At 62.1% G+C, this 26,997-nt stretch carries 36 protein-coding genes; 32 read left to right on the top strand and 4 right to left on the bottom strand.

The window, feature by feature from the left end; translation table 11 throughout:
• Window positions 1-8 precede the first annotated feature (8 nt).
• The 17 genes from HWX91_RS25500 (at window position 9) to HWX91_RS25425 (ending at window position 10,539) form a co-directional block, all read left to right on the top strand.
• Entirely contained in the window at window positions 9-227 is a 219-nt protein-coding gene (locus HWX91_RS25500; RefSeq protein WP_042274462.1) for a hypothetical protein, read from the top strand.
• Window positions 228-371: 144 nt separating this feature from the next.
• A complete protein-coding gene (locus HWX91_RS25495; RefSeq protein ID WP_028195637.1) occupies window positions 372-1,175 on the top strand; it encodes a CsgG/HfaB family protein in 804 nt (267 codons plus the stop codon).
• Window positions 1,176-1,264: 89 nt separating this feature from the next.
• Window positions 1,265-1,828 (top strand): hypothetical protein, encoded by a 564-nt coding sequence (locus HWX91_RS25490; RefSeq protein ID WP_028195638.1) that lies wholly within the window; start codon window positions 1,265-1,267, stop codon window positions 1,826-1,828.
• 27 nt (window positions 1,829-1,855) lie between these two features.
• Window positions 1,856-2,134, top strand: a complete 279-nt coding sequence (locus HWX91_RS25485) for a hypothetical protein (RefSeq protein WP_028195639.1) — start codon at window positions 1,856-1,858, stop codon at window positions 2,132-2,134.
• A gap of 26 nt (window positions 2,135-2,160) precedes the next feature.
• Window positions 2,161-3,597 (top strand): hypothetical protein, encoded by a 1,437-nt coding sequence (locus HWX91_RS25480; protein WP_028195640.1) that lies wholly within the window; start codon window positions 2,161-2,163, stop codon window positions 3,595-3,597.
• Complete coding sequence (locus HWX91_RS25475; protein WP_042274464.1) at window positions 3,590-5,023, top strand: Eco57I restriction-modification methylase domain-containing protein; 1,434 nt, start codon at window positions 3,590-3,592, stop codon at window positions 5,021-5,023. Before HWX91_RS25480 ends, HWX91_RS25475 begins: the two co-directional genes overlap by 8 nt.
• Window positions 5,024-5,099: 76 nt before the next feature.
• Window positions 5,100-5,282: a hypothetical protein gene (locus HWX91_RS25470; RefSeq protein WP_028195642.1), complete on the top strand. Its 183-nt coding sequence runs from the start codon at window positions 5,100-5,102 to the stop codon at window positions 5,280-5,282.
• 28 nt (window positions 5,283-5,310) lie between these two features.
• Window positions 5,311-5,517, top strand: coding sequence for a hypothetical protein (locus tag HWX91_RS25465; protein WP_127837853.1), 207 nt, complete (start codon window positions 5,311-5,313; stop codon window positions 5,515-5,517).
• Window positions 5,518-5,594: 77 nt separating this feature from the next.
• Window positions 5,595-5,735 carry a hypothetical protein gene (locus tag HWX91_RS25460; RefSeq protein ID WP_156034512.1) on the top strand — a complete coding sequence of 47 codons (141 nt, stop codon included), beginning with the start codon at window positions 5,595-5,597 and terminating at the stop codon, window positions 5,733-5,735.
• Window positions 5,736-5,814: 79 nt separating this feature from the next.
• On the top strand, window positions 5,815-5,943 hold the full coding sequence (locus HWX91_RS41140) for a hypothetical protein (protein ID WP_255246775.1): 129 nt from the start codon (window positions 5,815-5,817) through the stop codon (window positions 5,941-5,943).
• 6 nt (window positions 5,944-5,949) lie between these two features.
• The gene (locus tag HWX91_RS25455) at window positions 5,950-6,873 is read left to right on the top strand and encodes a hypothetical protein (protein WP_127837852.1); all 924 of its coding nucleotides are present in this window, start codon (window positions 5,950-5,952) and stop codon (window positions 6,871-6,873) included.
• A gap of 59 nt (window positions 6,874-6,932) precedes the next feature.
• Window positions 6,933-7,076: a hypothetical protein gene (locus HWX91_RS25450; protein WP_156034513.1), complete on the top strand. Its 144-nt coding sequence runs from the start codon at window positions 6,933-6,935 to the stop codon at window positions 7,074-7,076.
• Complete coding sequence (locus tag HWX91_RS25445) at window positions 7,073-7,528, top strand: DUF7682 family zinc-binding protein (RefSeq protein WP_028195644.1); 456 nt, start codon at window positions 7,073-7,075, stop codon at window positions 7,526-7,528. The genes HWX91_RS25450 and HWX91_RS25445 overlap by 4 nt, the downstream gene beginning before the upstream one ends.
• Window positions 7,529-7,530: 2 nt before the next feature.
• Entirely contained in the window at window positions 7,531-7,857 is a 327-nt protein-coding gene (locus tag HWX91_RS25440) for a hypothetical protein (RefSeq protein WP_102857290.1), read from the top strand.
• A gap of 3 nt (window positions 7,858-7,860) precedes the next feature.
• Window positions 7,861-8,856 (top strand): AAA family ATPase, encoded by a 996-nt coding sequence (locus HWX91_RS25435; protein WP_081833009.1) that lies wholly within the window; start codon window positions 7,861-7,863, stop codon window positions 8,854-8,856.
• Window positions 8,853-9,323, top strand: a complete 471-nt coding sequence (locus HWX91_RS25430; protein ID WP_127837851.1) for a hypothetical protein — start codon at window positions 8,853-8,855, stop codon at window positions 9,321-9,323. The genes HWX91_RS25435 and HWX91_RS25430 overlap by 4 nt, the downstream gene beginning before the upstream one ends.
• Before the next feature lie 82 nt (window positions 9,324-9,405).
• A complete protein-coding gene (locus tag HWX91_RS25425) occupies window positions 9,406-10,539 on the top strand; it encodes a DNA-methyltransferase (RefSeq protein WP_081833010.1) in 1,134 nt (377 codons plus the stop codon).
• A gap of 5 nt (window positions 10,540-10,544) precedes the next feature.
• Here the strand turns inward: HWX91_RS25425 and HWX91_RS25420 are convergent, their stop codons facing one another.
• Window positions 10,545-11,006 (bottom strand): hypothetical protein, encoded by a 462-nt coding sequence (locus tag HWX91_RS25420; RefSeq protein WP_063627872.1) that lies wholly within the window; start codon window positions 11,004-11,006, stop codon window positions 10,545-10,547.
• A 181-nt stretch (window positions 11,007-11,187) separates the two neighbouring features.
• Between HWX91_RS25420 and HWX91_RS25415 the strand changes: the two genes are divergently transcribed.
• The 4 genes from HWX91_RS25415 (at window position 11,188) to HWX91_RS25400 (ending at window position 14,884) form a co-directional block, all read left to right on the top strand.
• Window positions 11,188-13,194 carry a hypothetical protein gene (locus HWX91_RS25415; protein ID WP_028195646.1) on the top strand — a complete coding sequence of 669 codons (2,007 nt, stop codon included), beginning with the start codon at window positions 11,188-11,190 and terminating at the stop codon, window positions 13,192-13,194.
• Window positions 13,195-13,273: 79 nt separating this feature from the next.
• Entirely contained in the window at window positions 13,274-14,029 is a 756-nt protein-coding gene (locus HWX91_RS25410) for a beta/alpha barrel domain-containing protein (RefSeq protein WP_127837850.1), read from the top strand.
• On the top strand, window positions 14,029-14,307 hold the full coding sequence (locus HWX91_RS25405; protein ID WP_028195647.1) for a nicotinamide mononucleotide transporter: 279 nt from the start codon (window positions 14,029-14,031) through the stop codon (window positions 14,305-14,307). Before HWX91_RS25410 ends, HWX91_RS25405 begins: the two co-directional genes overlap by 1 nt.
• A 124-nt stretch (window positions 14,308-14,431) precedes the next feature.
• Window positions 14,432-14,884 (top strand): hypothetical protein, encoded by a 453-nt coding sequence (locus tag HWX91_RS25400; RefSeq protein WP_127837849.1) that lies wholly within the window; start codon window positions 14,432-14,434, stop codon window positions 14,882-14,884.
• Window positions 14,885-15,279: 395 nt separating this feature from the next.
• Here HWX91_RS25400 and HWX91_RS25395 read toward each other — a convergent pair whose 3' ends face one another.
• Window positions 15,280-15,522 carry a hypothetical protein gene (locus HWX91_RS25395; RefSeq protein ID WP_028195649.1) on the bottom strand — a complete coding sequence of 81 codons (243 nt, stop codon included), beginning with the start codon at window positions 15,520-15,522 and terminating at the stop codon, window positions 15,280-15,282.
• A gap of 257 nt (window positions 15,523-15,779) precedes the next feature.
• On the opposite strand from HWX91_RS25395, the gene HWX91_RS25390 reads away from it, so the two are divergent.
• The 11 genes from HWX91_RS25390 (at window position 15,780) to HWX91_RS25340 (ending at window position 22,835) form a co-directional block, all read left to right on the top strand.
• Entirely contained in the window at window positions 15,780-16,457 is a 678-nt protein-coding gene (locus tag HWX91_RS25390; RefSeq protein WP_028195650.1) for a hypothetical protein, read from the top strand.
• A 243-nt stretch (window positions 16,458-16,700) separates the two neighbouring features.
• The gene (locus tag HWX91_RS25385; protein ID WP_028195651.1) at window positions 16,701-16,961 is read left to right on the top strand and encodes a hypothetical protein; all 261 of its coding nucleotides are present in this window, start codon (window positions 16,701-16,703) and stop codon (window positions 16,959-16,961) included.
• Between the two features lie 345 nt (window positions 16,962-17,306).
• Window positions 17,307-17,546 (top strand): hypothetical protein, encoded by a 240-nt coding sequence (locus tag HWX91_RS25380; RefSeq protein ID WP_028195652.1) that lies wholly within the window; start codon window positions 17,307-17,309, stop codon window positions 17,544-17,546.
• Between the two features lie 30 nt (window positions 17,547-17,576).
• Window positions 17,577-18,503, top strand: coding sequence for a hypothetical protein (locus tag HWX91_RS25375; RefSeq protein WP_028195653.1), 927 nt, complete (start codon window positions 17,577-17,579; stop codon window positions 18,501-18,503).
• Between the two features lie 10 nt (window positions 18,504-18,513).
• Window positions 18,514-19,452: a hypothetical protein gene (locus HWX91_RS25370; RefSeq protein ID WP_028195654.1), complete on the top strand. Its 939-nt coding sequence runs from the start codon at window positions 18,514-18,516 to the stop codon at window positions 19,450-19,452.
• Window positions 19,453-19,490: 38 nt separating this feature from the next.
• On the top strand, window positions 19,491-19,640 hold the full coding sequence (locus HWX91_RS25365; protein WP_156034514.1) for a hypothetical protein: 150 nt from the start codon (window positions 19,491-19,493) through the stop codon (window positions 19,638-19,640).
• 26 nt (window positions 19,641-19,666) lie between these two features.
• Window positions 19,667-20,587 carry a hypothetical protein gene (locus HWX91_RS25360; RefSeq protein ID WP_127837848.1) on the top strand — a complete coding sequence of 307 codons (921 nt, stop codon included), beginning with the start codon at window positions 19,667-19,669 and terminating at the stop codon, window positions 20,585-20,587.
• A 155-nt stretch (window positions 20,588-20,742) separates the two neighbouring features.
• Window positions 20,743-21,666 (top strand): hypothetical protein, encoded by a 924-nt coding sequence (locus HWX91_RS25355; RefSeq protein WP_028195656.1) that lies wholly within the window; start codon window positions 20,743-20,745, stop codon window positions 21,664-21,666.
• Between the two features lie 28 nt (window positions 21,667-21,694).
• Window positions 21,695-22,156, top strand: coding sequence for a hypothetical protein (locus tag HWX91_RS25350; protein WP_028195657.1), 462 nt, complete (start codon window positions 21,695-21,697; stop codon window positions 22,154-22,156).
• Window positions 22,156-22,509 (top strand): hypothetical protein, encoded by a 354-nt coding sequence (locus HWX91_RS25345; protein ID WP_042274467.1) that lies wholly within the window; start codon window positions 22,156-22,158, stop codon window positions 22,507-22,509. The genes HWX91_RS25350 and HWX91_RS25345 overlap by 1 nt, the downstream gene beginning before the upstream one ends.
• A gap of 80 nt (window positions 22,510-22,589) precedes the next feature.
• Window positions 22,590-22,835 (top strand): hypothetical protein, encoded by a 246-nt coding sequence (locus HWX91_RS25340; RefSeq protein WP_081833012.1) that lies wholly within the window; start codon window positions 22,590-22,592, stop codon window positions 22,833-22,835.
• A 90-nt stretch (window positions 22,836-22,925) separates the two neighbouring features.
• Here the strand turns inward: HWX91_RS25340 and HWX91_RS25335 are convergent, their stop codons facing one another.
• Both HWX91_RS25335 and HWX91_RS25330 read right to left on the bottom strand, forming a co-directional pair.
• Window positions 22,926-23,816, bottom strand: a complete 891-nt coding sequence (locus HWX91_RS25335) for a DUF72 domain-containing protein (protein WP_028195660.1) — start codon at window positions 23,814-23,816, stop codon at window positions 22,926-22,928.
• 34 nt (window positions 23,817-23,850) lie between these two features.
• On the bottom strand, window positions 23,851-26,994 hold the full coding sequence (locus tag HWX91_RS25330; RefSeq protein WP_028195661.1) for an error-prone DNA polymerase: 3,144 nt from the start codon (window positions 26,992-26,994) through the stop codon (window positions 23,851-23,853).
• Between the last annotated feature and the right edge of the window lie 3 nt (window positions 26,995-26,997).

Raw genomic sequence — 26,997 nt, 5'->3', positions numbered from 1 at the left:
GAGTTTGCATGTCCTTCGATTCACCCACCCCGGCATTCGACCGACGCAAAGCCGAGATCATGCGGGCCTTTGACACATCCGACTGGCTCAAGAGCGCCGCGTCGCACCTGAGCGGCCGGGACCCAGAGGATGCCGTCAAGGATGTCGAGGTTCTGCTCGATCTGATGACGCTCCGCGCCAACGAGATTCTCGCGCACGCACAAAAGCTGGCGGCGGCACGCTCCTAATCGAACTTGCATTCCGAACTTCCTGCGAGACACTGATTTCGCAGGCAAGACAGAGCCGGAACGAGCGGCCTTGCCCGAATCGAGTCTCTTTAACGCCGATCCGTTCGGCATGTATCGCCACTACAAGTACAAGGACCACAAGCTATGCGCAAGACCTTCATCACCTTGGCAGCGGCCGCGTTTGCTCTATCGCTCGGCGCCTGTTCGCAGATGCAACTCGCTGGCGGGGGCCAGAGCCCGGACAGCACTGCTGTCGCTGGCACGCACGCGCCGACGGCAGACGAGATGCACCATTGCGCTGCCCCGCTCGGCACGATCGCGATCGAAGAAGACACCCAGTCGCCGTGGTACGCCCTCCTCACCGGCCAGTACCAACTCGGCAGTACGGTCCCCGTGCTCAAGATGCTCGTCCAGCAAAGCAACTGTTTCGTAATCGTCGATCGAGGCCGTGCCCTCAACCAGGCGCTCGAAGAGCGTGCCCTGGGCGCCGCCGGCGAGCTCCGCGCGTCGAACAAGATCAAGAAGGGCAAGATGGTTGTGGCCGACTACACGGTGACCCCGAGCATCACGTTCACGAACCAGAACGCAGGCAGCATCGGCGGCGTGCTCGCGATGATCCCGGGTGTCGGCGGCCTCGCAGCCACGGTTGCCGGTCAGATCAACACGAAGTCGGCTTCGACGACGCTCACGCTGGTCGACAACCGTTCGACGGTCCAGCTCGCGGCCGCCACTGGCTCGGCCCGCAATATGGACATCGGCGCGATCGGCAGCCTTATGTCGTCGCATACGGCCGGCACGGTCGGCGGCTACTCCGATACGCCGGAGGGCAAGGTCATCGTCGCGGCCTTCACCGACTCGCTCAACAACCTCGTCGACGCGGTGAAGCAGTACAAGGCCCAGCACGTGAAGGGCGGCCTCGGCAACGGTGGGCAACTGCAGGTCGACTGATTCCGTTTCTGCAGGGCTTCCGACTGTCCCGGCTCAGGCTGGTTCTTCAGGCAGACGCCTTTTTTCGTTGGATGTTGAGGGAGAAGTGTGTGGGTGGCGAGCAAGGCACGGGCGACGAGGCACTGCGCGAGATCATTCAGATCAGCGACGCGCGTGAACTGGATGAGCATCGCGCGTATCGGTGGGACTGGCCAAGCTTCATCGATCTCAAGCGGATGACAGTCACCCGGGTACCGCAGGGCACGCTGATGACCACCCTGATGGGCGGCAATACGTTCCAGATGTTTCAGTCCTTTGGCGGGCTGGATCTTTCGTGGCTGGAGGTCGGCGACAACGGCATGACAAAGTGCCGCCCCTTCTCTCGTGCGGAATGCGCGCGGTTGATCCAGAACATGACAGCGTGGCTCGCATCCGACCACGCCGAGGCGCAGATGCGCGCCGTTGGAACCGACCGCCGTTACGTGCAAAGCAAGATCGACCAGTTCGCCAAGCTGCTGGCGCCGCGCCCGGAGGAAGCCCCCAATCACCTCTTCAATAAGTGGCGCTTCCTCACAGTCGAGCGTTTCCACGACGATGATCGCGAACTGTCCGAGATGTGCGACCTGGCCGACGACTACGCGGACAGTTACTGGGGCGAGTGCGCGAATCACTAACCAAACAGCGTAATCACAAAGACGCATATGAACCGACCCAACCTGACCGCTCGCGCATTCGAGATCGCAGACGAGAGCATGACCGAATTGCTCGTCTCGCACTCGGTGCGCAGCGAATCGCTCGCACCGACGTTCGGCCTGTCCGATGCGGATGGTCGCGAGGTTCGCGATCTCGAAAACGCCGATCCGGCGATTCAAGAGGCGTTTGAATGGCTCGAAGCCCGCGGTCTCGCAGAACTGGTCGAGGGCGATGCCGATACCTTCATTCTGCTCAAGGGCCACGCGCTCGAATTTGTCGGATGTTGACCGCCCCTCACAAGGACTAAACCACCATGGATCCGAAAGATATCCAGCAGATGACGCCGAACCAGAAACGCGCCCTCAGCAACGGGCTGGCCGCGCTGGAAACGATGGCCGTCCTGTGGGGCGCCGAAGTTCGCTTGTCTGAAATGGCCGCGCGCATCGCCGCTGTGGAGGACGAATCCGAGCGAACCAAGCGCATCGCCGCGATGATCGAGCAGGGATTTATGGAGGGCGCATATCGTCACTTCCTCGATGCTAAGGAGCAAACCGCTCCAGCGCCGACGTTCGAGGAATGGGCACGCACCGAAGGATTGATTTCTGAGTCGCGTGGAGTTCGCTTTGTCAACTCCATGTGCGGCATCGCAGAGAAGGCATGGGACGCGGCAACGCTTGCCGGGCGTATCGTGGAGGAAGCCGGTGCGACGGGCGGCGCGCATCCCATTCCCAGCCACATTGCGGCGGATCTGGAGCGCTCCGATTGGATGTCTGAAGAAGCGCTTCGCTGGTATGCGGATGGCAAGCATTTCGACGTGGTGAACGGCCGCACGCGCATCCTCGATACGGGCGCGATCGCGTCCGCCGCATTGAAGCGGGTGAACGCCGGCTATCACGCCATGAAAGGCGCGGACGCGAGTTTCCAGTTTCCGGCACAAGCTGGTGCGACATCTGCGACGAATTGCCAGAACGGCAGTCCTGATCCGTTGGAGCAGGCATTCGACGAACGCAAGCGTACGTGCGAAGCGATCGACGGAGCGATGTCCTTCGGGTATCTGGACCTGAACGAACCGCCAGCCGCACATTGGCTCGCCCAGTGGTGGGCCGCCGGCCAGGCTCAACGTGCTGCGATGAACGCGCTTCGATATCTGGATCGCGAGCTGACCCAATACCTGAATGGCATGCCGGCCGATGAGACGAGCCGAAAGCTACGCGATGCGGCGCGAGACGGGCTGGCGGGCATCGATTCATCGCCGCTTGCTGCCTCCGCTGCAGGAACCCTTTCGCGCGAATTCCACGCTCTGATCGACGTCGCCGCACAGCGCGCACTGACAGCAGCCGAGGTCTCAAAGGCGGGCGGTGTTGTTCGCGCCTACGTCATGCTCGGCAGGCCAGCAGCCGACGCGGACGCCCGACCGATCCCGATGCTCCTGTTCTGCCCGAAGTGCGGTGCGCAGCACGTCGATGCGCCCGAGCACAACGCGGATCCCCACAGCACGCGTGAGGCGGATGAGTCCGTCGAGTCGAATGTCCAGGAATGGACGAACCCGCCGCACCGGTCGCACCTGTGCCACGCATGCGGGACCGTCTGGCGTCCTGCCGACGTGGCGACAACAGGCGTATCGAACATCGACACGCACGGCAATGCCGACAACTGGCACTGCGGCGAATCAGCCGCGGTGGCGCCGGCGAAGGTTTCCGGCGTCAAGAAAATCGAGGGCAAACTGCAGGAACGGGGGAAGCATGACTAGGGACACGTTCAATCCAATCGCCAGCGCAGGTCCACGGAGCGTGCACCTGTGCGACGACGCGGAAACCACCGCGCGACGGGCCGCGATCGACGAATTGCACGCGAGGACCGCTATCTACACCGCCAGCCCGGTCGTTGACGATCTGCTCAAGCGCCTCGGCTGGCCAGACGCGAGCTGCTGCCTGGTTGATCCCAGTTGCGGTGACGGCATGTTCCTCGCGCGGGCGCTCGATGCGCTGCTCGAGGTCAGGCCGGCCGGCTTCGATCCGCGCGGACAGATCGAGGGATGGGAAATCCACCCGGTGGCGTGTGTCGATGCGCGATCGCGTGTGGCCACGGTCCTTGCCTCGCATGGTTGGTCGCCTTCCCGCGCTGCGACGCTCGCGAGCGATATGGTTCACAACCGCGACTTTCTGACCGAAGGGCCGACGACGCCCCAATGGGACATCGTGGCAGGCAATCCACCGTACTTGCGCGCCGCCAACGTGCCGGACCTGCTGAGAAGCGAGTACAGCCGCCATGTGCCCGATTACGCGCGTGGCGACATGCTGCACAGTTTCCTCGAGCGATGCAGCCGTACGGTGCGCCCGGCAGGCCGCATCGGTCTAGTGACAGCGGATCGCTGGCTATGCAATGACGGCGCGAGTCGCCTTCGCGAGCGGTTGGGCCAACGCCTGTCTCTCGCGCACGTGGAGCGCCTGAGCGCCGAGACGACGTTCTACCGTCCCAAGCAACGGCGAGCCGGCTCCCCGCCGCGCGTTCATCCAGTGTCCGTAGTGCTCGTGTCGGACGCTGGCGCCGAGCAGAACCTGACCGGCAGGCCGATCCACCCAGGCGTAGACGAGAGCCGCTACGAAGGAATGAGGTTACTGGGGGACTTCGCGAAGGTGCGTATCGCGCCGTGGCTCGGTACCGAAGGCGTCTTCGTGGTCGACGCCGCGACGGCTCGCGGCCTGCCGCCCGAGTGCCTGGCACCAGCAGTTGACACGGACGATATCCAGCATGGAAAGCTCGGCACGCCGACGCGCTGGGCGATCCGTACGCATCCGGGCGAGGAACCGTGCCCGGAAATCATGGCGCATCTGGCGAGCCGGATGCACCTGATGGCCAAGCGCGGGCGGCAAGGCAAACCCTGGATGCCGCCGGAGTCGTTTCACGCGCTCGATCTATCACGCGAGTCGCTCATTGTGCCGCGGATCGCGAAGACGCCGAGGGCCGTGCGCGTACCGCCAGGCGTCCTGCCGATCAATCACAACCTGAGCATCGTCGCTGGCGGCGCGGCCACGCTTGATCAGGTCGAGGAGGCGCTCGCCTCTCCGCTCGCGGCTGAATGGGCGCGGGACTACGCGCGGCGACTCGAGAACAACTACCTGTCTCTTACGACGACGCTTCTGCGCCGCATGCCGATGGCGAACATGCCCGTGTGACTGTACCAGCCGCAGACTTGCAATCGTCATCCAGCCGGTATCCTGGAATCTCTCACCATGACGGTAAGGAGCAGCGATGAAATGGGCAGAGATCATTGCGCGGCAGCGTTCGACGGTGAGGCAACTGTTCGAGCGCATGAACCGCGTCGCCGGTGTGGCGATGCAAGCACATGAACTAGCGCCATTGCAGTCCGCATATGAGCAGGAATCTGCATGCCTGCGTGCGATGGGTTCGGTTCTAATCGGTGGAGCGTACTAGCCACCACTCAATCGCGAGGGGAAGGAAAGTGAGCAAGACGCTGGACAGGGTACGCGCTAGACCGCATGTCATGCACGTCGACGATGAACGTGGGGACGGGAACCCGATCATGATCGTTTTGCGCGACGGGTTCGATTTCGCTGATGACCCCGGCTGCGGTGTTCGCGGTGTCGATACGGTCGCCCAGGCCGAGTCCGTGACGCGCGCAAGCAACGTCATCCCGTCGAGCAGCTAGACCAACCGCGCCGCTACGGCCGCCATGTACGCCACCTCGCCCGTTGGAGGCGCGCATATTCACGAAGGGGTAAGACGATGCAAGACGATTTCGGAAATGACCTGTACGGCGATGCGGCGGGTACGCGCACGCTCGAACAAAACTGGAAGGTGATCGAATTTTTTGGGCTGTGCGACGCTGACCACAACTGCACTTACGTTCGCGAAAACGCTTTCTAACCACCGCGGCCGGTCCTGCAGCCTATCAGCAAGGGGAACGACGATGAGCAGCTACGAGGTGTTTTTCCGGTGCTCGGAAATGAGCACTCAGCAAAGCGTTGTGGTCGAAGCCGATGACGTACGTTGTGCGGACAAGGCACTCGACGACTATGCCGCGTTTCACGACGTGCACGTCACGCACGTTGACGCGATTGTCCCGCGGGCGTGAATCAGCATGAAGCACGCACATGCCCCCTGCTCGCTCGCTCCGATCCCGGCCCTGCCGGAGTCGGGGCGTTCGATTGCTGACCTGATGGGAAGCTTCGAGCAATTGCTCGGCGCCTACCACGCTGCCTCGCTGACGGCCGACGCGCTCGCTCGCGACGTGGCGTGTGAGGCGCTCAAAGAAGCGCATCTTCGCGTACTCAACCAATTCGTCGCTGTTCACCGCAGCCTCGACGCCCGCGCGGTGACAAACCGCGCCGCCGGCGTTGACCAGGACGGCCCGCAGCCGGTCGGCTATGTCTCTCCCGCCGAGCTCGAGCGCCTCGACGCGGATGACCAGGCCTTCATTGACCCGCCGTCGTGCGTCGCTCCGAAGAGCGTTCCGTTATTCGCCGAGCGGCCGCTCTCGGCGGCGCGGCTCGCGGGCGAAATGCAGGACGTGGCGATGACCTACGCGAATGGCTGGGCGACCGACTTCGCCGCCGAAGCTGCCCGCATCCTGAGCAATCAGCCTCGTCCGGCCGCCACGGCGGCGCGGTCCGCCGCCAGCGGCCCAGCCTGTCCATTCTGCGCAGGAACGAACGTCGCCACGCATCTGGACGAGGCACAGGGGACGAAGTGGGGCTATGCGGCTTGCGGTGAATGCTCCGCGCGAGGCCCGGAGGTTCGCACGAGCTACGACCTCAGCGAGCAGGCGCCCTGGCGCACAGAAGCGATGGCCGAGTGGGCCAGCCGCGCCAACGTGGCATCGCCGGTAGCCGGGCAGGATCAGGCGCTCGCTCGCGTGCGCAACCGTATTGCCGAGGCTCTGCACTACCCGGCCTGCTGGGACACGGCAGCCTATCCGACGCTTGAGAGTGCGGCGTGGGAGGCAATCGGTTGCGCCGGACTCCGCTGCTCGACGTGCAATCCACCACGGCACGTTCGGGATTGAAGGACCCGGCGGGACATACCGATACACCGGACAACCGTAGCAGAAACGAGGAAATTCACATGCTCACCCAGACGATCCCGCCCGCCCTGATGGCAGAGATTGGCACACTGGTGCTGCGCCTGATGGCACAGATGCGATCGGCGCCAGCCGACGGGATCGCATTCGCCGCCATATCGGAAGAACGCCCGGAGACTGGGCTATGAAGCGCGTATTCGATTGCGGCCACAAGGGCCATGGCAAGTTCTGCCACCGCTGTTCGAACGAGCAGAAGGCCGTTCTCGCCGCACAGGCAGCGCACGAGCAACGCGAAGCGCGCAAAGCTGCATGTGCGACGAAGCCGCGGCCTCGCAAGGAGTCGCCCGTGAAGGACCCAGCCCAGGCGGAGCGTCTGCGCACACTCAAGGCGGCGGCTGCCGGCGCCCCCATCGACCTGAGCGTCGCAGAGTCGCTGCCCGCCGTCATGGAACGCGCGCTCGACGTACTGACCCAGCTCGACGCCGGCACCCATCCTCTGTCGCTTGGCGGCCAGAAGTTGACCAGCCGGCGCGGTTACTTTTCCGTCCCGGTCGGTCTGCGACACCGGATCTTCGTCGACGCGCACTCGCTGAAGCCCACCGAGTTCGTGTCGCACGAGGCATACAACGGGCGGGTCTGACGATGGAAACCGTCCAATACGTCGACCTGCTGGGCGACACGATCGTCGAGCGCGTGAGCGAGGCCCGTCGCAAGCCGACCGAGCCCAAGGGTTACGCCGGACTGCCCGGACGCGGCCCCGCCGATGAGACGTGCCGTAGCTGCCAGCACAAACGGTCGACAGGCTCATCTACCGCGCGCGCGTACTGGAAATGCGGACTCATGCAGGCTCATTGGACTGGCGGCCCCGGCACCGACATTCGCATGCGCTCACCCGCGTGCCAGTTCTGGGAAAAACAGCGTATCGCTTCGCCTCGAACGAACAACACGCAGGAAGACAAAGGGATCTGAGACATGAACACTGCAGCTAACGCAAGTGACGCGCTGGAGTTGACCGCCCCTCCGCGCGAGACTACTCGGGGTGCCAGGAAGCAAGCCGCGTCGGCGGCTTTGTCTCTGTTGCCTCCATTCGTGGATCGTCTGCGCTGGGGTAACACCAACGGGGCAGCGGAACTGATCGAGCAAATGGCATCTGCACTTGCCGACAGCTATCCCGGGGTCTCAGGCAAGCTGCGGCGCTATCAGACGCTGAAGCCGGTCGAAATGAAATTGCCGACCGACATCATTTCGTTCGAGGAGCCAACTGCAGGATTTGCTGACGTGATTCTTCCGCCAGACGTGGAACGGCAACTCCCGGCGATCATCGCGGAGCACGGCCGCGCCGAGGAACTGGCGGCGTTCAGGCTCTCCCCTCGCCATAAGATCCTGCTGGAAGGTCCGCCGGGGAATGGCAAGACGATGCTCGCCGAGGCCTTCGCCAACGAGCTTGGTGTTCCCCTTCTACGTGTCAACTATAGTGGGCTGATCGCGAGCCATCTCGGAGAAACCGGATCGAATCTCGCGAAGGCGTTCCGCTATGCCGAGTGCGCGCCGTGCGTGCTGTTCCTCGACGAGTTCGACGGCATCAGTTCCGACCGTGCAACGAGTGACCTTGGCGAAATCAAGCGGATCACGAACCAGCTGCTCATCCTGATCGATCGGGTGCCATCGCGTTGTGTACTCATCTGCGCCACGAACCTCGTCGAACAAATCGATCCGGCCGTGCTGCGTCGCTTCGATTTCAGACTGCACATCCCGGTTCCGGATTACGCGACACGTCTGCGCTGCGCGGAGGTTGAACTCTCTCCCAAGCTGACGCCTGGCAAAGATGTTTCGAATCTTGCAGCAGTGGTCGCTCAACATGCGTTCGAGAACCTGGCCGCACTGGTTCAGCGCTGCAGGGAAATCCGCAGGGATCTCGTGCTTAATGAAGGCCGAAACGGCGAGCGCCTGGCATCGCAGTTGAGTTGATCGTCAGATTCCTGCATGTGCGCGCGATGGCCGTTTTCGCTCACTCAGGAACGGCGTTCTCAGGCTTTTCAGAATTGAGAGTGGAAGTGACGTTGCGCAGACGTGTTTCAGAATATCGCGTGGAACACCATCGAGCGGTGTACGAAATGAAGAACAGATCTAACCTGGAAGATGAGTTGTTTTACGCCCTGTCGCCGCAGGGGCAGGCCTGTGCCGTCAGAGCGGCGCATCCTAGAAAGGAACGGCATCCGGTCGCCGAGGCGACAACGGAAACGATGTGGGACCACCAGTACCAAGCCAAACATCCTGACCAGGGCACCATCCTAGCCTGCGACTCCCTTCCGAAGCTCAAGCAGGCGGTCAGATTGCGGCGATGGCGCATGGCTTGGATTACGACATCGAATGGCATGTTGAGCTACGGCCAGAACGTCATTCACGAATACCCCTATGTTCCGCGTTACGGATAAGACAGGTTCGACACCGGGTTGGACGTGATAAAGCTAAGGCCTTCCGCCCCTCAAAACGATTAGTTCCTTTTCTCAGGGGTTCATGAAAGCAGCCATCGCCTCCTCCGCGTCTCCCATGTCGGCGCTGACCGAAGAATCGCAGCGCGTCCTATCGCTGCTTGCCACTCACACCTACGAACAGGTCGCGTCGTTGACCGGCTGGTCGCGCGGACGCATCTATTCGCTTGCGCTTGCCACTGGCACGCGCAAGACCGAAGCCCGCATCCGCGAGCGGGCGACCGAGCGCCGACAGCGCCAATGGGAAACCTTCCAGTCGATGATCGATACGACGGTGAAGGCCGACGTACTCGACTTCCTCGACGGGATCCCTGACGATTCGGTGTCGCTCTACGTCACGAGCACACCGTACAACGTCGGCAAGCGATACGGCGACGGGCCGGCTGCTGACCGCATGCGTTATGTGTACTTTCACGGCTGGCTGATGCAGGTGATCAGCGAGATAGGACGCACGCTCAAGCCGGGCGGCGTGGTATGTCTGAACGTCGGCAAAACCATCGACTGGCAGGACCGGCTCATGCCGATGGACATCATGCTCTTTGAGAACCTGCGCGCCGCCGGCCTTACATTCCAGGATCGCGCCGTCTGGGAGTCACAGCACGGATTGACTCCGAAACGGCGACTGGCTGGCCGGCACGAGATGGTTCTGGTGTTCAGCAAGGGAGAGCCGGCCGTCTTTAACCCGACACCCGCCCGCAAGCCGCAGAAGTATCCGGGCAAACGGTCATTCAAGGGCCCGAACCGCGGCGAACTGTCCGGTAGCCCGCTTGGCGCCCATCCGACCGATGTCTGGGACGATATCGGCCAGGTGCGTCACAACCATCCGGAGCGGAGGCACGGCGATCACCCCGCTCAGTACCCTGTCGCGCTGCCCAAGCGTGCGATTCTGCTCTACACGAATCCGGGTGACGTCGTATGCGATCCATTCTGCGGGAGCGGGTCGACCGCTGTTGCTGCGGTCGAGACCGCACGGCATTTTATCGGCGCTGACCTGTTCTACGAAGATCTGCGCGCGTCGCGAATCGCTGCCGCAAAGCCGGACACCGTTTCGTCATTGCCCGGCCTAAGCGACGAAGGCCTCGCGGTATGGCAGGCTGAGGCCCAACGTGTCGAGCATCCGGCAAGGACGGCGCAATCGGCATTGTTCGCAACGAGTTGAAAGCATCACGTGCCATACCTTGAGTCGCAGAAGCTGACATCCGAATCGTCACAGTGGAACGTGTCTTCGACAAGCGACACCGCGAATTCGATTAGGTCCTGCCTGAACTGCGGGAACATCTCAATGTAGCTGCGCAGTTGCGCCGCCGTTGGAAGACTCTGCTCAACCGCGAAGTGCATAAGAACCTCGTTGAGAGGCGGGTCGTTTGAATCGATGCTTGGCGTAGCAAACGCGTCGCCGCTGCTCCTCTGCAGACGGTAGGTGCGGCTCTCGCTAACGTGGAATGAGGACCACGCCGTATCTGCAAGAAGCGATTGCAGCTCCGCCTCGGTGCCGTCGAATTCCACGCTGACGATCCCTGACCGGATACGGCCAAGGCGTACACGTGGAAGGTCCCCCAACTGCGCGAGGAGGTCATCAGAAACGGAGGTCCGAAGACCGGCGCTTAACAGGCAGAACTTTTTCATCGTCATCTCCAATGGGCACCATGCCCATAATTAGAGATGGCAACGACATCGCCGCACCGGCAATCCTGTTACAAATTTATAGACCCTGCTCTTCCAATCGTTATCGCGTTTGACTTCCTCTGGCGCCGTGTAGTCTGTCCTTGACAACTCTGCCGGCCAACCAGCGCACAAGGATCACTCGATGAACACCGCAGACAAACATCCGAATCTTCCTGTAGCACAGCAGGATCCAGCGGACCACGTTACTGTAGAGCGTGCCAATGGCGAGCTGGTGCTCGGCGCGTGGTACTGGGTCAAGGACGTCGCCACGTGGGACGACAAGAAGAACGGCCGCAAGAAAGGCGACGAGTACGAGTGGTTCGGCTGCGCGGTGGAGATCGGCAGCAACTATGTTCAAATCGAGAGCCCGGGCGGCGGTTCTACGCGCGTGCACCTGGACGACTACTGGACGGACCTTCGCCGCGAAGCCGACCCAGATGCCGTGATTTCTGGAAGGCTCGGACACTGGCAGGCGCGCACGAAGGCGCTGGTCACCGAAATCCACTCACTGACGCAACGCCTTGGAGTCACGAGCTCGCGCGCGATCGCCGCCGGTTCAGCGCCCGCCGGTTCGACCGGTTCTTCTCTCATGGCGCTGTCGGGGCAGGACAATCTGAAGGCGTACAAGGGGGCGCTTGTTGCCGCAAAAGACAAGACCATCCCCGATCTGTACAAAGACCTGGAGAACGCCAACGAGCAGTTGACCATCTGGGCGAAGGCATCGATGCTCCCGCTGAAAGCCTCGATTACGCCGATGCGTGAAACTATTGCGACGATCGATGACCGTCTGCTGACTTTCGGTCTGTACGCCGGCATTTCTGAGCAGGCAGTGCGATGCAGCGAGGGCCACGCCGCCGACGCCGACGAGCCGCTACACGTAATGCAACGCCGGCTCTACATGGACGAGGAGGCGCTACTCAGTTACGAGGCTGGCGGGATGGACTTTCGCGGCATCGGCCAGTTCGATGCCTGGCTCTGCCGACCCGAGAACCGCGATCGCATCCTCCCTTTCCCGCGCACACTCGTCGCGATGCGCGTGCGCCGCTCCAGGAAGGAGCGCGAGACGCACGGCGATCCGATCTCCACATTCATCTCCATCCAGGAAGCGGAAGCTGACAAGTGGACGTTCCTGTACGTGCGCAACGGCGAACAGGTCTGGCGCATCGCATGCGAGATCGACTTCGGGGAAATGATCTTTCCGGATGGGGCCATCTATCGCGAAGGTGAGCCGATGATGGTCAAGATGCACGGGAACAGCGTGGAAAAGCTGATCACGGTTGCCGAGTACGAGGAGCACATGGCGATCTTCCGTGAATCGAAAGCGAAGGCCGAAGCCTGGAAGCGCGCCAACCCGGGCAAGGACAACTGGGACAATCCGCACATGCGGTGGAGCGACTCGATCGGCATTCCCGATTTCGGTTCGTTCCGCCCGAGCGACTGGGAGCCGTTCGATCGCAGCAACGTCTACTTCGACGAGGTGATGGAAGAAATTCAGGACAAGATCAAGGAATACAACCGCGTTGCCGTGATCATACAGGGTCTTTTCGACCGCTCCGAGATCCTGCACCCGCATCCGCCGGTGCAGACGTGGCGCCCGGATAGCTTCTCCCGTTGGGTGAAACTCGTGTACGACGCGAGCCTTGCACTGCACGACGGCGAGAAGCCTGACTTCGAGGCGTTCCGCGCCGAGCTCAACGCCACTCTTGGGCCGGGGAGCGTGGTGGTCGGCCAGGAGTATTACTGGATGACCAAGGAAGCGGAAAAAGAGAATGCCCGGCGCGACCGGGACTACCGCACGGGTGCCACCTCATACCGATACCTTGCCTACCGGCCGTACGGCAATCCCGGGCCGGGCCGCGTCGCCACGATCGAGGAATGGAAGCCGCGTGCACGCACGGCGGTCTTCCGGTGGGAGCGACAGGCGGCGCGTTATGGCCATTCGGCTATCAGCCAGTCCATCGCTGTTCCGGCGGCGGAGATGCTGAACATCTCGGCTTACCGGCCCGGTGATTTCAAGCGGTTCTTCGCCGATCCACGCACGCGTGCCGAGTACCTCAAATGGGCGCCGCTCCTGCTGACCGCCGAGGACTGGCACGCCGGCAAGCTGCGAGAACACGAGCCGACGAACCAGAGCAAAAGCTCTTTCTGATTGAAGACGTATATGCACGTGCGAAGGCGACTTGACTCGTTATAACCGTGGATAGACTGGACTGGTTCCATCCACATGAGTGATCGCCGCATCCGGAGACGTTATGCAAACCCAGTCACTTACAATCGCTTCGCCCCTGACGCATTGCACCCTTACTGGCGTCGACAACGCGACCGACATCGACCAGCTTTTCGTGCTGGGAGATCTACACCCGTTCGTCGAATGGGGGACGCTGTACAGCGAATCTCAGGCTGGCACCGGCCGCTATCCTGACCTGCATAGGATCGAGTCGATCGCGCGCAGACTGGAGGCCACTCGCGCTCGCCCGTCGTTCGCGCTCCACGTGTGCGGTCGTGCGGTCGCTGACCTCCTCGCGGGCGTCGGGCGTGTGTCCGATGTCGCCGAAGCCTTTGACCGCATCCAGATCAACTTCCTGTCGACGCGCTTCTCGTTGCAGGACATTATCGCCACCGTTCGTCGCTATCCGGCGAAGACGATCATTACGCAGTTGAACGCCGCGAACATCGACCTGTGGATGCGCCTGGCCGATGAACCGAACCATGCGGTGCTGTTCGACGCTTCTGGCGGGCGAGGTATTGAGCGCGATCAATGGCCCCACGCACTTCGTTCCGTGCCCTGCGGCTACGCCGGCGGTCTCGGGCCGGACAATGTGTCGGCCCATCTGCCTCGCATTCAGGAAGCCGCGGGCGGCGCCCTTTTCTGGATCGATATGGAGGGCCGGCTACGTGACGAGCGCGACGTGTTTGACCTCGCGCGAGCAACCGCGGTCCTCGAACATGTCGAACAATGGCGCTCAACGCAAGGAGTCATCTGATGCTCCACGTCCTCGAGTGGGCTGGTGCAGTGATGGGCGTGATCGGCTCGTACCTCCTGGCAGAGAACCGATCGTTCTCCCGCTACGCCTGGCCGATCTGGATCGGTTCCAACGCCTGCCTGATCGCCTACTTTGTCGCCATCCATTCATGGGGCGTTCTCGCGATGCAGTCCATCTACCTTCTGTCTTCAATCCGCGGGCTTTATCGATCCTTTCCTGGCCTTCGCTCGACGTTCCGTCGCACGGCTCGCGCCGCCGCGCGGACGACACCGCTTTGACATTGCGACGGATGTTGACGGAATAGGCACATGTGCCTATCATCGCCATCAAATAGGCACATGTGCCTATTCCCTTCCAAACTTATGCGGAGCCAGTATGGGCACAGCAATCGCCAGGGTGTACGTGAACGATATCGAGGTCGGTGCCCTGCCCGCCGACCAATACAACAGCATCGTCAAGATGGTCCGTGCCGACCGGCGGCTCTATGTTGCTCAGGCCTTCAACTACATCGGTGCGACGTGGCGCCTTGTTGCTCTGTCGTTGCGCTATGTGCCGATCCTGTGGTTCCTCGCGCTGATCGTGCTCGAAGTGGGGGCGCCATCTTCAGTAACGGATCTGATCGCGGCGATGCGTCAGGCCACACCCGCAGAAATTAACCACGCGATTTGCTGGATGCTGGGAATCGGCTGCTTCGTCAGCATGATCATCGTGGCGCTCAGCATGTTGCTGGGCGGTTATCCGACAGGAGTCGTAGATCAATTCGACGGAAAGATCAGCCACCACATTCGCTCGCTGCTGGAAGTTCCTGCCGAGGGAAAGATGATGGTGGTCGTGACGACCGACTCGGGCCAATGAGCAACAGAGAGCGTTACCGTCAGCTGCTGCTCAAGCATGATCTGACTCAGGCCGAGAGTGCGGCTTTGATCTGCGAGCAGACACAGCGACCGTGCTCGGTGAGAACCGTTCGATCATGGCTCAATGACCCGGACAAGGCCAGCTCGCGCGGGTGTCCTGACTGGGCCATCACCGCGCTGGAAAACGCCATTGCTCGACGCACAACATAGCGTCTGACCTGCGTCGAGGGCTGGCGGCGCGTTTCGGCAGAACGCCTGGGATGCAAGCTCTACAGCGAACAGGAAGAGACGGATCGCGTCCCGTATGCGGTCCGGCGCGGCACGCCTGGTGCTACGCCGGTTGTGCCGCGCGACGCGACCCCGGACGGTGATCCCGTCGCTCGCTCTGCCAGTCAATCATCGCAGTTCCTGCCACATACACATCCGCCGCTTCGCCAGAAGACCGAATCGGGGCTGTGCAAAGCCATCATCATCGCTGAGATCCTCGAACGTGACGGCGGGTCCACGCACCTGCCCTGTGTCCGTTGGCAACGCGTTCGGCAGAATTGAGCCTTGATTTCCTTTGATTTTCCCATTCATCGTCGGTTCGTACTGGCATTTCGAGAAATTCGAAGAATCATGCGAAGCGTGGCGCGCCATTTGTTTTCCTTTGCGTTGCCGAAAGAAAGGTCCTTTTTCGCGCTGAAAGTAATTCCGGAACAAGGCGGTTTCAGTTTGCCTCCGGAATTAACCATTTATTCAACGCTTTTTCGTTCGCCGCGCGATGCCATCGGGAGGCTACAGTGCCCTCACCTCCTTGGTGAGCGATCCTCGCCCGGCGCCGACCAAACGGGATTCCGGGCCTCTCGCATCTCAGGGCACCTTTTCAGCCGCAACCACCCGATACGAGGAACATCGTGAAGCAAAGCAAATTTGTCGGTCACCTGGGCGCTGCCGTCGCCGCCATTTCGCTGACCGCTACGGCAGCGTATGCCGCTACGCCGTCGGCGAAGATCTCGTCGCACAGCACCGATGCGACGCTGCCCGCCATCGACTCTACCCACGCGAAGCCGCAGCTCGATTCTTCCCCCAATCGTCCGCTCAAGACGGTGGGCCTTATCCTGCACCTGAAGCGAGGCAGCGAAGGAACGCCGAGCGACATTGAGATGACGCTGGCCGACAGGCAGTCAGGCTTCTACAAGAGCGAGGAGGTAACGCCCTACGTGAGTGGCTACTGCAGCCCGAAAAGCGGCTCATCGACCGCCAGTGGTTTCGATGGGTGCGATCATGACGGCGCCGAGGTCAGCACGCTGCGCACCGGGGTCAGGATCGAGGCAACACCGACCGTCGGAGCGAATGGCTCGGTGATACTGGAGCTTCAGGTCACCGATGAGCAGCTCGACGCGGTGACCAACTTCAAAACGCCGGCTGGCAACTTGCAACAGCCGCTCGCACACGGCAATCACTTCGCGGGCACCGTCGCGCTGCACGCAGGTGTTCCGACGATCATCACGGAGCAGACGTCGAAAGGCGAAACGTGGGAAGTGACCGCAGTCATCGACCCGAAGGACGCTGCGAATCCGACGGAGCAGTAATCCGGCTGGCGGCGCGCTGCGATGCATTCATCCGTGAGTGGAAAGATGCAGCGCCGCCGCCATTTCCGGTGCGCTTCCTGACACGTTGGACTCGAGGTCGCGGCCCTTGCAACCAAGGCGGTGGCTGAGAAGTATGGCGGCGTCCGGGCTGGCCTGTCCGCAGTGGCGGCGTTTCTCGACACCGCCGAGAAGCTACTCGGCCTGTGGAACGACCACTGAAAATCTTAACAGGGAGATTCAAAGATGAAGAAACTTGCTCTCGCGATGCTGTTGGTTGTTCCCGCCGTTGCTTTTTCGGCGACCTACTCTGTCACCGAACAGTCGGGTTCGACTGCAGGCGCGAAGCTCACCGCGCTGGGCCAAACAGGATGTGTCTATGCCGACGTTCCGATTGCGCTGGGCGACGTTCTGAGCTATCCGGACGGAACCCATCAAGTCTGCGCAAGTGGGCCGAATGGGCCACGGTTGATGGACCTTGCCTCGGAAAACGTGACGAAGCACTAGCCCAGTCCATCCTAGGTATCAATGATGACGCGGTTGGGTTGTCAGGCAGTTTTTTGGCGAAATCAACCGCGTTAGCCGAATACAAAGAAATCGACGAGCGATTCGCCCGATCGTCTAGATGAACATAAGACGCGCGTGAGCACCGTGCCGGCTGGTCGCCGGTCAAGACGGAGAACCGAGATCCAGCGCTTTGTCGAAATCCGAGGATGAGTTGTGGAAGAAAAGATCGAGCGAACGATGCGTCAAATGGTGCTTTCAACAGCGGCCAAAGCGACCTCCCCTTGACTCTCGTATCGCCTCGATAGGATGGAGTCTCCATCACCTGACCTAGCGAGATGTATCTCCATGCAAACGAAAACCATCTCGGCCGAAGCCTTCCGTGAGGGCGCGCGCGAGGCCGTGCTTCATGCGCTCGACACGTACCTGCGTGAGCTTACCGGCTGCGACAACGCTCGCGGTGCCACCGATGCCGACCTGCCCGCGCTCTTCGCCGGCATCGACGCGCACACGGCTCGTGTGGCGGCGCGCTTGAACGACGCCAACAGCCAGGAGGTCGGCTCGGCTTTCCTGTCGATCGTCGACTGAATCAGCATCCTCTATTTCGTCTCGGCCACCATGAGCAAGACCGCCGTCATCACCACCTACTTCAACCCGTGCGGCTACGCCACGCGCCGCCGCAACTACGACCTCTTCGTCGAGGGCATGCGCCGGGCAGGCGTGCCCTGCATCACCGTCGAATGCGCGTTCGGCGATGCACCGTTCGAACTACCGCCATCGCTCGACGTGATCCAGATCCGCGCGAGCACACTGCTCTGGCAGAAGGAGCGCCTGCTCAACCTGGCCGCGTCATGGCTGCCGCCGTCCTGCCGCTTCGTATGCTGGTTCGACTGCGACATCATCTTCGAGAACCCTGAGTGGGTAGCCGACCTCGAACGCGTGCTTGACACTTGCAAGGTCGCCCAGGTCTGGGAGTCCTGCGTGCGCCTCGGGCAAGGCAATGTAGTCGGCAACAAGCCGGACATCGCCTACTCGTTCGCGTCGACGCTGCACCGCAAGCCTTCTCTCCTGAACGCCGGCCGCTACGATGCACACGGACACACGGGCTACGGCTGGGCGATGCGCCGTGAAATCTTCGACGAAGTGGGCCTCTACGAGCATGCAATCTCGGGCAGCGCCGATCACTTCATGGCGCACGCGATCTACGGCGATTACAACTTCTGCATCACGAACGCGCTGAAGCATGACCGCCGTCAGATTTCGCACCTGAAGCAATGGGGCGACCGCTTCCATCGGCTGGTGCAAGGGAGCCTCGGTGTCGTTCCGGGGCAAATCCGGCACCTGTGGCACGGCGACGCGGTGAATCGCCGCTACTTCCTGCGCATGCACGACATCACGGACCTCGGATTCGATCCGTGGACCGACCTGCTCATCCAGCCAGGCAAGCCCCTCGAATGGGCACCTGGCCTGAGCAAACCTGACCTCGTCCAGTATTTCGCCAACTATTTCGCGAGCCGTCAGGAAGACGGAGCGCTCGCTGCGTAACGGAGATCACATGCCACAAAACACCAAACCCGACTTCGACAGCGCCCAGTCCGCCCTATCCCGTGCGCTGGAAGCGATCCATCAGCGAATCCATGATGTCGACAACGAAATCGCGAAACTGAACCAGCATCGCAAGGCGTATCTGGACAGCACGGTCGAGGCGCTGCTGCCGAATATCTCTGGCAAGACGCTACGATCCCTGCAAGATGTGATCCCGGGCTTCCTCACGCGCGATGTACTGGCGATCTTCGAGCACAACTGGAAGGTGCTGGGTGTCTTCCACAGCGAGAGCTACGAGCAGGGTTACACGACGCTGCAGACGCGGCTCGCCAGTTATCTCGACCAGAAGCAGTTCGGCAAGCTGAAGGCGATGGACGAGGAAAATGCGGGCAAGTTGGCAGCACTGGCCGCGGACAAAGGATCGCTGAACGCCCAGGCCCAGAAAGCGCTCGACCTTCTCGACCTGATGCAGAAAGCGCAAAAGGCCAACGTCAAGCTTCCGGTCGAGGCCTCTGAGCAACTCCGCCACATCGCTTCGATCGGTCGGTCCAGGTCGGCGCCCACGGGGGGTACCCCCCGTCCTGTTGCTCCTACGAGAGCAACAGGAACAACAACCTCCTCAGCCAGCCTGACCTCGAGCTCGTCGTCGAGCAACAGCGATTCGGATCTCTGGTTCTATTTCATGACCGATATTCCGACGAGCTTCCGCACGCTGATGATCTCGTCGATCGAAGAACATCGGGTCTCGGATGCGGTTGCACGGCAAGCCGCGATCGACGCATCGTCCACTCCGCCGCTGCCTGACTCCTCCAGTTGGGTCTCCGACCCGGCACCCGCCCAGGACACGTCGATGGTCTGCACGGCCGATTCGGCTGCGACCGACATGACTGGCGGCGCGGTTGCCGCTGCCGCGATCGCGACGGACGACAGTCTCGGCTACTTCTCCTGACCGCCCCCCCGGCGTCGCGAGAGAGCGCAGGAGACCACATGAGCGAGTACGAAAAGCTGGACCAGCTCATTCTCGCCAAGATCGGTGCAGCGCCGGCCAGGCCGGTATTGTTCACCGTGCTCAGCATGAACTCCGAAGTCATCGCTGACTCACGTCAACGGACACAACCGCACGCGTGGAAGGTTTAAGAATCGCCCGCACGCTCGACAAGCCTATGAGAAAGACGCCAGTCAGTTGCATGGCGAATTCTTCTGCGACAATCAATCAAACGTTGAAGCGAGATATGGATAAGGACACTGCCGCGCCAGCGCAATCGAACGGCTCTTTGACGCGCGAGCTGCTCGACACGCTGCAAATGGTAGTCAAACACTTCACGCAGACGCCTTCGACGCTGGCCGATTCTCAGGCTCGCTGCAAAGCCCATGAGGTGATCGCCAAGGCCTACGCGCAGATCGGCTATTCAGCGGCGCCAACGCAATCGGGGGAGCCGGTGGCGGATGCCGTCAGGCTCGCGTGCGAATCACGGAGTATCGAGTTTGACATTGACACTCCCGGCGCAGCTCTTGGCCGGCTCTTACGCTGGGAAAGAGAGAACGCCTCCCCGCAACCATCCCAGCCCGTGGAAGCCGGTGAGGCTCTCGACAACACTGATTCGCCCACCCTGTGGGAAGCGTTCGAAATGGGCTTCGGTCTTCGTAGTGCGATGCTGGGGCACGTTCTGGATGGTCGCGACGTAGGGCGTCTGACAACCTGCGAATTCTGGCATTCGTCGATGCTTGGCATGCACGAAGGTACTGACTTGCATGTTGGCCTGTCGGTGAGCGAGGCTATAGTGAAGGTTAAGGCCGAGGTTCGCAGGCGGCTTGATGCTTTCGATGCAAATCGCGCCTCCCCCTCTGCCGCGGTGTTGGACGATGACCGGGCGGCGTTGCGTGCTCTTAAACGCCTCGAAACTGCATGCGACCAACGTGCGGCACTTCTAACGGGCGAAGTCTATCTGGCCGCCGAGGCCATTCCCGGCATGCGCGACGCCCTTTACGAACTGGACGCGGCGCGCAAAGAGGCGTGCGAAGTACTGGCCAGCGCCGCATCCCCGCAACCTGCAGCACAGACGGATGGCCCATGCCGTGGCTAACGCTGCGATAATTCTGGGGACTGCCTGAAGGAAGGCGCACCCCCGCGAGCGAGAGGGTCCGCTTCCGATGCGAATCGCTGAATACTCGGAGCGCCAGCAGAGAAGCGGCTCGCCCTGACGCGCCGCCCGCACCATATCCTTTCGTTGAGAAAAAGATGAATCGCGTGACGCCCCCGAACACCTTATGGAGAAAGTTGGCTGGTTTTTTCCGCCCCGTGCTGGGCGCCGTGAAAGCGAGCGTCGAGCGCAATCCCGCCGGAAAGATGCCGGAAGCTGGCGTGCGCAAGACTATCCCGATCGCCGCGGGCGACGCGCCGTCCGCCAGTGGTTTCACCTGCCCGCCGTCCTGCTGGGGAACGTGTTGCGATGACGCCGTGTTCCTCGAGCCGAGAGATGTCGTGGCGATCCATCAGTTCGCCGACCGTCACTTTGCCCGGTTCGCGAACCACTTCGCCACACGATTCGTGCTGGCGGGGCTCCACAACGAAAACCCGGTCGTGACGCCGGCGTTTGTCACCCATGACGGCGTTTCGCGTTTTCACTTCTTCAGGAACGCGGCGACGAGTGAGCTTCTCGGCGATATGCCGCAGAGTTCCCGGCGATCGGTGAGCACGCGCCAGCCGTTCTATCACACGATGCTACAGTTCGATCGGCAGGCCGAGGACATAGGCGGCTGCGTTTTCTTGACCGATCACCGCACGTGTTTTCTCGAAGAGGTCGCCGTCGACGCTGGTGAGCATAGGTGGACCGCCAAGCCCGAAGGGTGCGTGCTGTTCCCGCTTGTGCCGCTGCCGGATGGAACGCTGAAGCCCCTCGCCTCCCCCGAAAATGAGCCGCCCGACGGCCCGAATCATGGACTGTTGAAGAAGTTCAGCGAGCGGGCATGCTGTACCCGCGTAGGCCCTGGAAACGCAGCACAGGAGATGTCTGCTGCGGTGGCCTTCGTCGAACAGTCGCGCAGCGCGCGCACGCGCGCTTTCGAGCATGTACTCAAAACAAAGGCTGTGCAGATCCGGAACGGTTTCCTGCAGGTCTTCGACCGGCCGGTCGCAGGATCATCCAGTGCCGGGCGTCAGTAGATCGCGGCTTCCCCTTTCTCACACCGACATGACGACCATCGAAACCAACAAGAAGCTCGACGCCGCATGGGCGATGTTCATGACGCTCAACGCCAAGGCACCGTATATCCGTCGCTCGGATGTGGCCGAGTTCCTCGCCAAGCGCCTGAGCGGTACGCGCCGCCCGACGCCTGAGCAGCGCGAGCTCGCGGCAAAGGCGGCCGAACGGTTCATGAAGGATGCTCGCAAAGCCGAGAAACTCGTCAAGTCTGGGCACCTGCACTGGCGCTTCTCCGGCGTCGAGGACCGCACGCGCAAACTGATCGATGGCCGCATCGTTGCCGACGGCCCGGAGAACGTCATACTGTCACTCGAGTCGCGGTGCCCGACAAAGTGGCTTTCCGTCGATCTTGAATCCGGCAGCGTCTGGCAGGCCGACGAAACCGGCCACTGGACACGCGCTACACCGGAAGCCATGCAGGCACTTAAGCTGATCGTGGAGAAATCCTGATGGACACCGTCATCGCCTCCTACCTCACCGACGACCGCGATCTGCCGGACGATGAGCAACGACGACTCGTGATCTTCTTCGGCGGCAACAACGACCTGTACGTGCAGGTCGCGCCCAAGAACGGAGGCACCTTCGAGGGCGTGCGCATCTGCACGTCCGGCGGCGCGTCCACGCAATGCCCTGGCCTCGGGCCGGCGCTTGCGGACGCGTATCGAGCAATGCGGGCTGCTCAGGAAAACGTGAAGGCAGAACTGCGCCAGACACGCACGGAGCTCGAGGAGGAACTTCTCGCCTGGCGAGCTCGTTTTCCTGATCTGATGTTCGACGGTCTGTCGGAAATTGTCGACGTCTGAAGTCGGCGCTGGCGGTCCGGCCTGGCAGCCGGAGGTATGAGCCAGTGACCGGAACAGGCAAGCATGATTGGCGAGGCAGTATGAAGCGAACAGCGCGGATTGCGACCTACAGGGGGTGGACGATAGATGCGGCCCCCATCATCCTGGCGAAACAGCGTCTTTTCCAGTCATGCGCGATCGTTGAACGCGAGAGCGGCGAGCGCTTCGTGTTTGTTGATCTCGGCAACCGAGTTTTTCGATGGCAGGCACACGAACGCGGTATCGATTGGGCCAAGCAGTGGATCGACAATAACTACGTGTACGGCTCCTCCGGACGCGGCCGTTAGGCCAAGCAAGGCGAAGGATGGCACGATCGTCATGGCGGTGAGCGGGTGCGCCTGCATATCGGTATGCGAGGTTGACTGCGATCTGCGGGGCTAACTCAGCATCTCCATCAGCGTGCGAGCATTGCGTTGCCCCTGGTCCTCAAAATTGTTATTTAGCACCACGTGCACCTGCGCAACAAGCGCGGCAAGGTTCCGGATTTTGGCAGCCAGCCCGGCCAACTCATCGTCACTGTAATCGTAATTGAACCGGTCGCTGGCGGCCGTCGCGCCTTTGACGTTCCACGTTTCGTGGTTGCGACCGTGCAAACGAACGACCGCGAGGCGATCGTTTGTAACCTCCCATATCGAGGGGATGCTGTTCGCCGTCGTGTTCGGCTCGTCCACGACGACATTGACGAAGCCATTTTCACGTTCGAACGCAAGCGTCGACTCCGTGTGTCTCTCGTCGAACCACGATGCATTCCGGAATTCGACCGCGACCGTATACCCGGCCATTCTCTCCGCGCAATGCTGGATGTGCGTACGGTTCTCTGGGGAACTCGTTAGCCAGGGCGCGAACTGAAAATGCACGGCGCCTAGCTTACCAGCCTCCGCGAGCGGCTTGATCGCGTGAAGATACCGACGCCAGATTTCATCTCGCAATTCTTCGGAAAGGTCCTTGTAGTAGACGTTGGCCTTGCCGTTCTGCGGCAACGCCGCCTGAAGATCTGCGGAGAATCGCTTGCGCTGTGCCGCATGGCCAGTGAACAGGCTGAACGCCTTCACATTGAACACAAAATCTGCTGGCGTCCGTTCGGCCCAAAGCACCGAATTCGAGGGGCTCGGCAGCGAGTAATAGCTGGAATCGACTTCGACCAGAGGGAACTGGCTGGCGTAGTAGCGCAGCCGGGCCTCCGGGGTTGTACATCCAGCCGGATAGAATCGCTTGCACTTGATAAGCGTCGGGTCCGTCCATGAGGCAGTCCCGGTGAGGATCTTCATGTGCATCTCCTGTCTCGTTTATTGGCGGCGCGCTTCAGCAGAAATTCCGGGCGACGGTGTGCAACTCACCCAGGAGAGCCGACATGTCGACCAGTTGCTGCGCAACCAGGTGCCGGACACCGCCCTCTGACTGCCATACACCATACACCGCGAGAAGTCCGGCGCCGAGCGCCTCCCGGCGTTGCCGCTCAAGCAAGGTCGGCCACACGATCACGTTGACCGTGCCCGTCTCGTCCTCAAGCGACATGAACATGACGCCGTTAGCGGTCCCCGGGCGCTGCCGTACGGTGACGATGCCACATGCACGCGCCAGTTGGCCATCGCGGTAGCCAGCGAGCACATCGGCCGGCATAAATCGTTGCTGCTTGAGGCGCGGTCGCAGCAGCGCAAGCGGATGTCGGCCGAGCGTGAGGCCAAGCGCCCGGTAATCGGCGACAAGATTCTCGCCCTCGGTCATCACCGGTAGCACCGGCGTGGCGTCGTCGTCCGTCGCGCCACGCAGCAGATCACGGTCTGGCGCGGCAGCGGGTGCGTGCCACAGGGCGGCGCGTCGATCGCCGGCGAGCGCGCGCAGGGCGTCGGCCCGCGCAATCGCATCGAGGTCCGCACGGTCGAGGCGGGAACGCGTCGCAAGATCGGCGATGTCGGTGAACGGCCGCACTGCACGCGCGAGTTCGATGCGCCCTGCGGAGTCCTGCTTCAACCCACGGACAAGCGACATACCAAGCCGGACTGGCGCACCCGTGCCGTCGCCCTCCAGCTTCGAATCCCAGTCGCTGAGCGTTACGTCGACGGGCAACACGGCAACGCCGTGACGCCGCGCATCCTGCAGGAGCTGGGACGGCGAATAGAAACCCATCGGCTGGCTGTTGAGCATTGCACAGAGAAATGCCGCCGGCTCGTGACATTTGAGCCACGCACTCGCGTAGACGAGCAAAGCGAAGCTGGCGGCGTGACTTTCCGGAAAGCCGTACTCGCCAAAACCCTGGATCTGCGCGAAGATCGCCTCCGCAAATTCTCGCTGATAGCCGCGTTCAAGCATGCCGTTGACGATCCGGTCGTGGTACGGGCCAAGGCCACCCTTGCGGCGCCACGCTGCCATCGCTCGACGAAGCTGGTCCGCCTCGCCCGCGCTAAAGCCGGCGGCGAGCATCGCGACCTGCATCACCTGCTCCTGGAAGATCGGCACGCCGAGCGTGCGCGACAGCGCGGTCTCGACTTCCGGGCTGGGATAGCTCACCGGTTCAAGGCCCTGCCGCCGACGCAGGTACGGGTGGACCATGCCGCCCTGCACTGGACCCGGGCGTACTATCGCGACCTCGATGACGAGGTCGTAAAAGCACCGCGGTCGCAGGCGTGGCAACATGCTCATCTGCGCGCGCGACTCGATCTGAAAGACGCCGACCGTGTCGGCCCTGCAGATCATGTCGTAGGTCGCGGAATCCTCTGCCGGAATGTCCTGCAACTCGAATCGCTCGCCGCGCTTCTCCGAAATGATATCGAGTGTGCGCCGGATCGCCGAGAGCATGCCCAGCGCGAGCACGTCAATCTTCAGCAGGCCAAGCGCGTCGATATCGTCCTTGTCCCATTGGATGATGGACCGGTCCGCCATCGCCGCATTTTCGATTGGCACGAGTCTCGACAGCTTGCCGCGAGCGATGACGAATCCACCGCTGTGCTGTGAGAGATGCCTGGGAAAGCCGAGCAGGTGCGCGGCGAACATTGCCCACTGCTCAATGAGCGGCGCGGAGGGGTCCAGTCCGGATTCCTCGAACCGCGCGAGCAGATCCTGGCCCGAGTCGAACCACTGGTGGGCCTTCGCGACGCGATCGATGATCGCCGGGTCCACACCCAGCGCTTTGCCTGCATCGCGCAGCGCGCTGCGCGGCCGGTACGTTGTGACAGCAGCAGTGAGCGCCGCCCGATCGCGACCGTACTTTCGATAAAGGTACTGGACTATCTCTTCTCGCCGGTCGTGCTCGAAGTCAACGTCGATGTCGGGTGGCTCCTTCCGCTCTTTCGATACGAATCGCTCGAAGAGCATGCTTGAGCGTGCTGGATCCACCTCTGTAATCCTAAGGCAGTAGCAGACCGCTGAGTTGGCTGCGGAGCCGCGCCCCTGGCACAGGATGCCCTCGCCACGCGCGAAACGAACGATGTCGTACACCGTCAGAAAATACGGTTCGTACTGCAGTTCCGCAATCAAGGCGAGCTCGTGCTCGATCTGCTGCTGGACCGCATGCGGAATGCCCTCCGCAAAGCGGCTGTGGGCGCCACGATACGTTTCCTGACGCAGGTAGCCCGTCGGCGTATATCCGGGCGGCACCAGCTCATCGGGATATTCGTATCGGAGATCGTCCAGGCTGAACGTACAGCGACGCGCGACGCGCAGCGTCTCTTCCAGTGCGGCAGCCGGGTAGAGGTTCGCGAGGCGCAGGCGGGAGCGCAGATGCTGCTCCGCGTTCGGTGCCAGGTCGTAGCCGCACTCGCTCACGGGGCGGCCAACGCGGATCGCAGTGAGCACGTCCTGCAGTGGCTTGCGCGAGCGCACGTGCATGACAGGCGAGCCGGTAGCAACCACGGCGACGCCATGCCGCGCGGCAACGCTTTCCACCACGCCCGCGTGAATATCGTCCATCGCGCGGCCGTGCAGCGTCAGCGCGACCCACGCGCGATCGCCGAACGTCTGCGCAGCCCATTCGATCTGTGCGTCAAGCCGCGCCTCCTGAGCCGGATATTCGGGCGATACCAGAATGGCGCACTCGGGCAGCCCTCGCAGATGCCAGAAGGACGGCTCCGGGTGTGCGAGATCCGCCGGTGCGAGCCGGTAGCTCCCCTTGTCCGCACGCATCCTGCCGATCGTGATGATCTCCGAGAGATTGCCGTAACCCTCTCGCGTCATCGCGAGTGCTGCGAGTTCGATGGCCGGAGACCCGTCAGCGTTGGTCAGCCAGAAGCGTGAGCCGACGATGAGATGCAGGCCCGCCGCCTTGGCCTCGACGTGCGCCCGCACGACGCCCGCGAGCGAGCACTCGTCGGTAATGGCGAGTGCGGCGTAGCCCAGTTGCGCCGCACGCGCGACCAGATCGTCAGCGTGCGACGCGCCGCGCAGGAACGAAAAGTTGCTGGCGCACTGCAACTCGGCATAGCCAGGTAGCGCGGTGTATCCGGGTGTCATGAC

It is taken from the genome of Paraburkholderia fungorum (assembly GCF_902833645.1).
Lineage (GTDB): Bacteria > Pseudomonadota > Gammaproteobacteria > Burkholderiales > Burkholderiaceae > Paraburkholderia > Paraburkholderia fungorum.
Note: the sequence above shows the minus strand (reverse complement) of the source record. Positions and strands in the feature narration are given on the sequence as shown.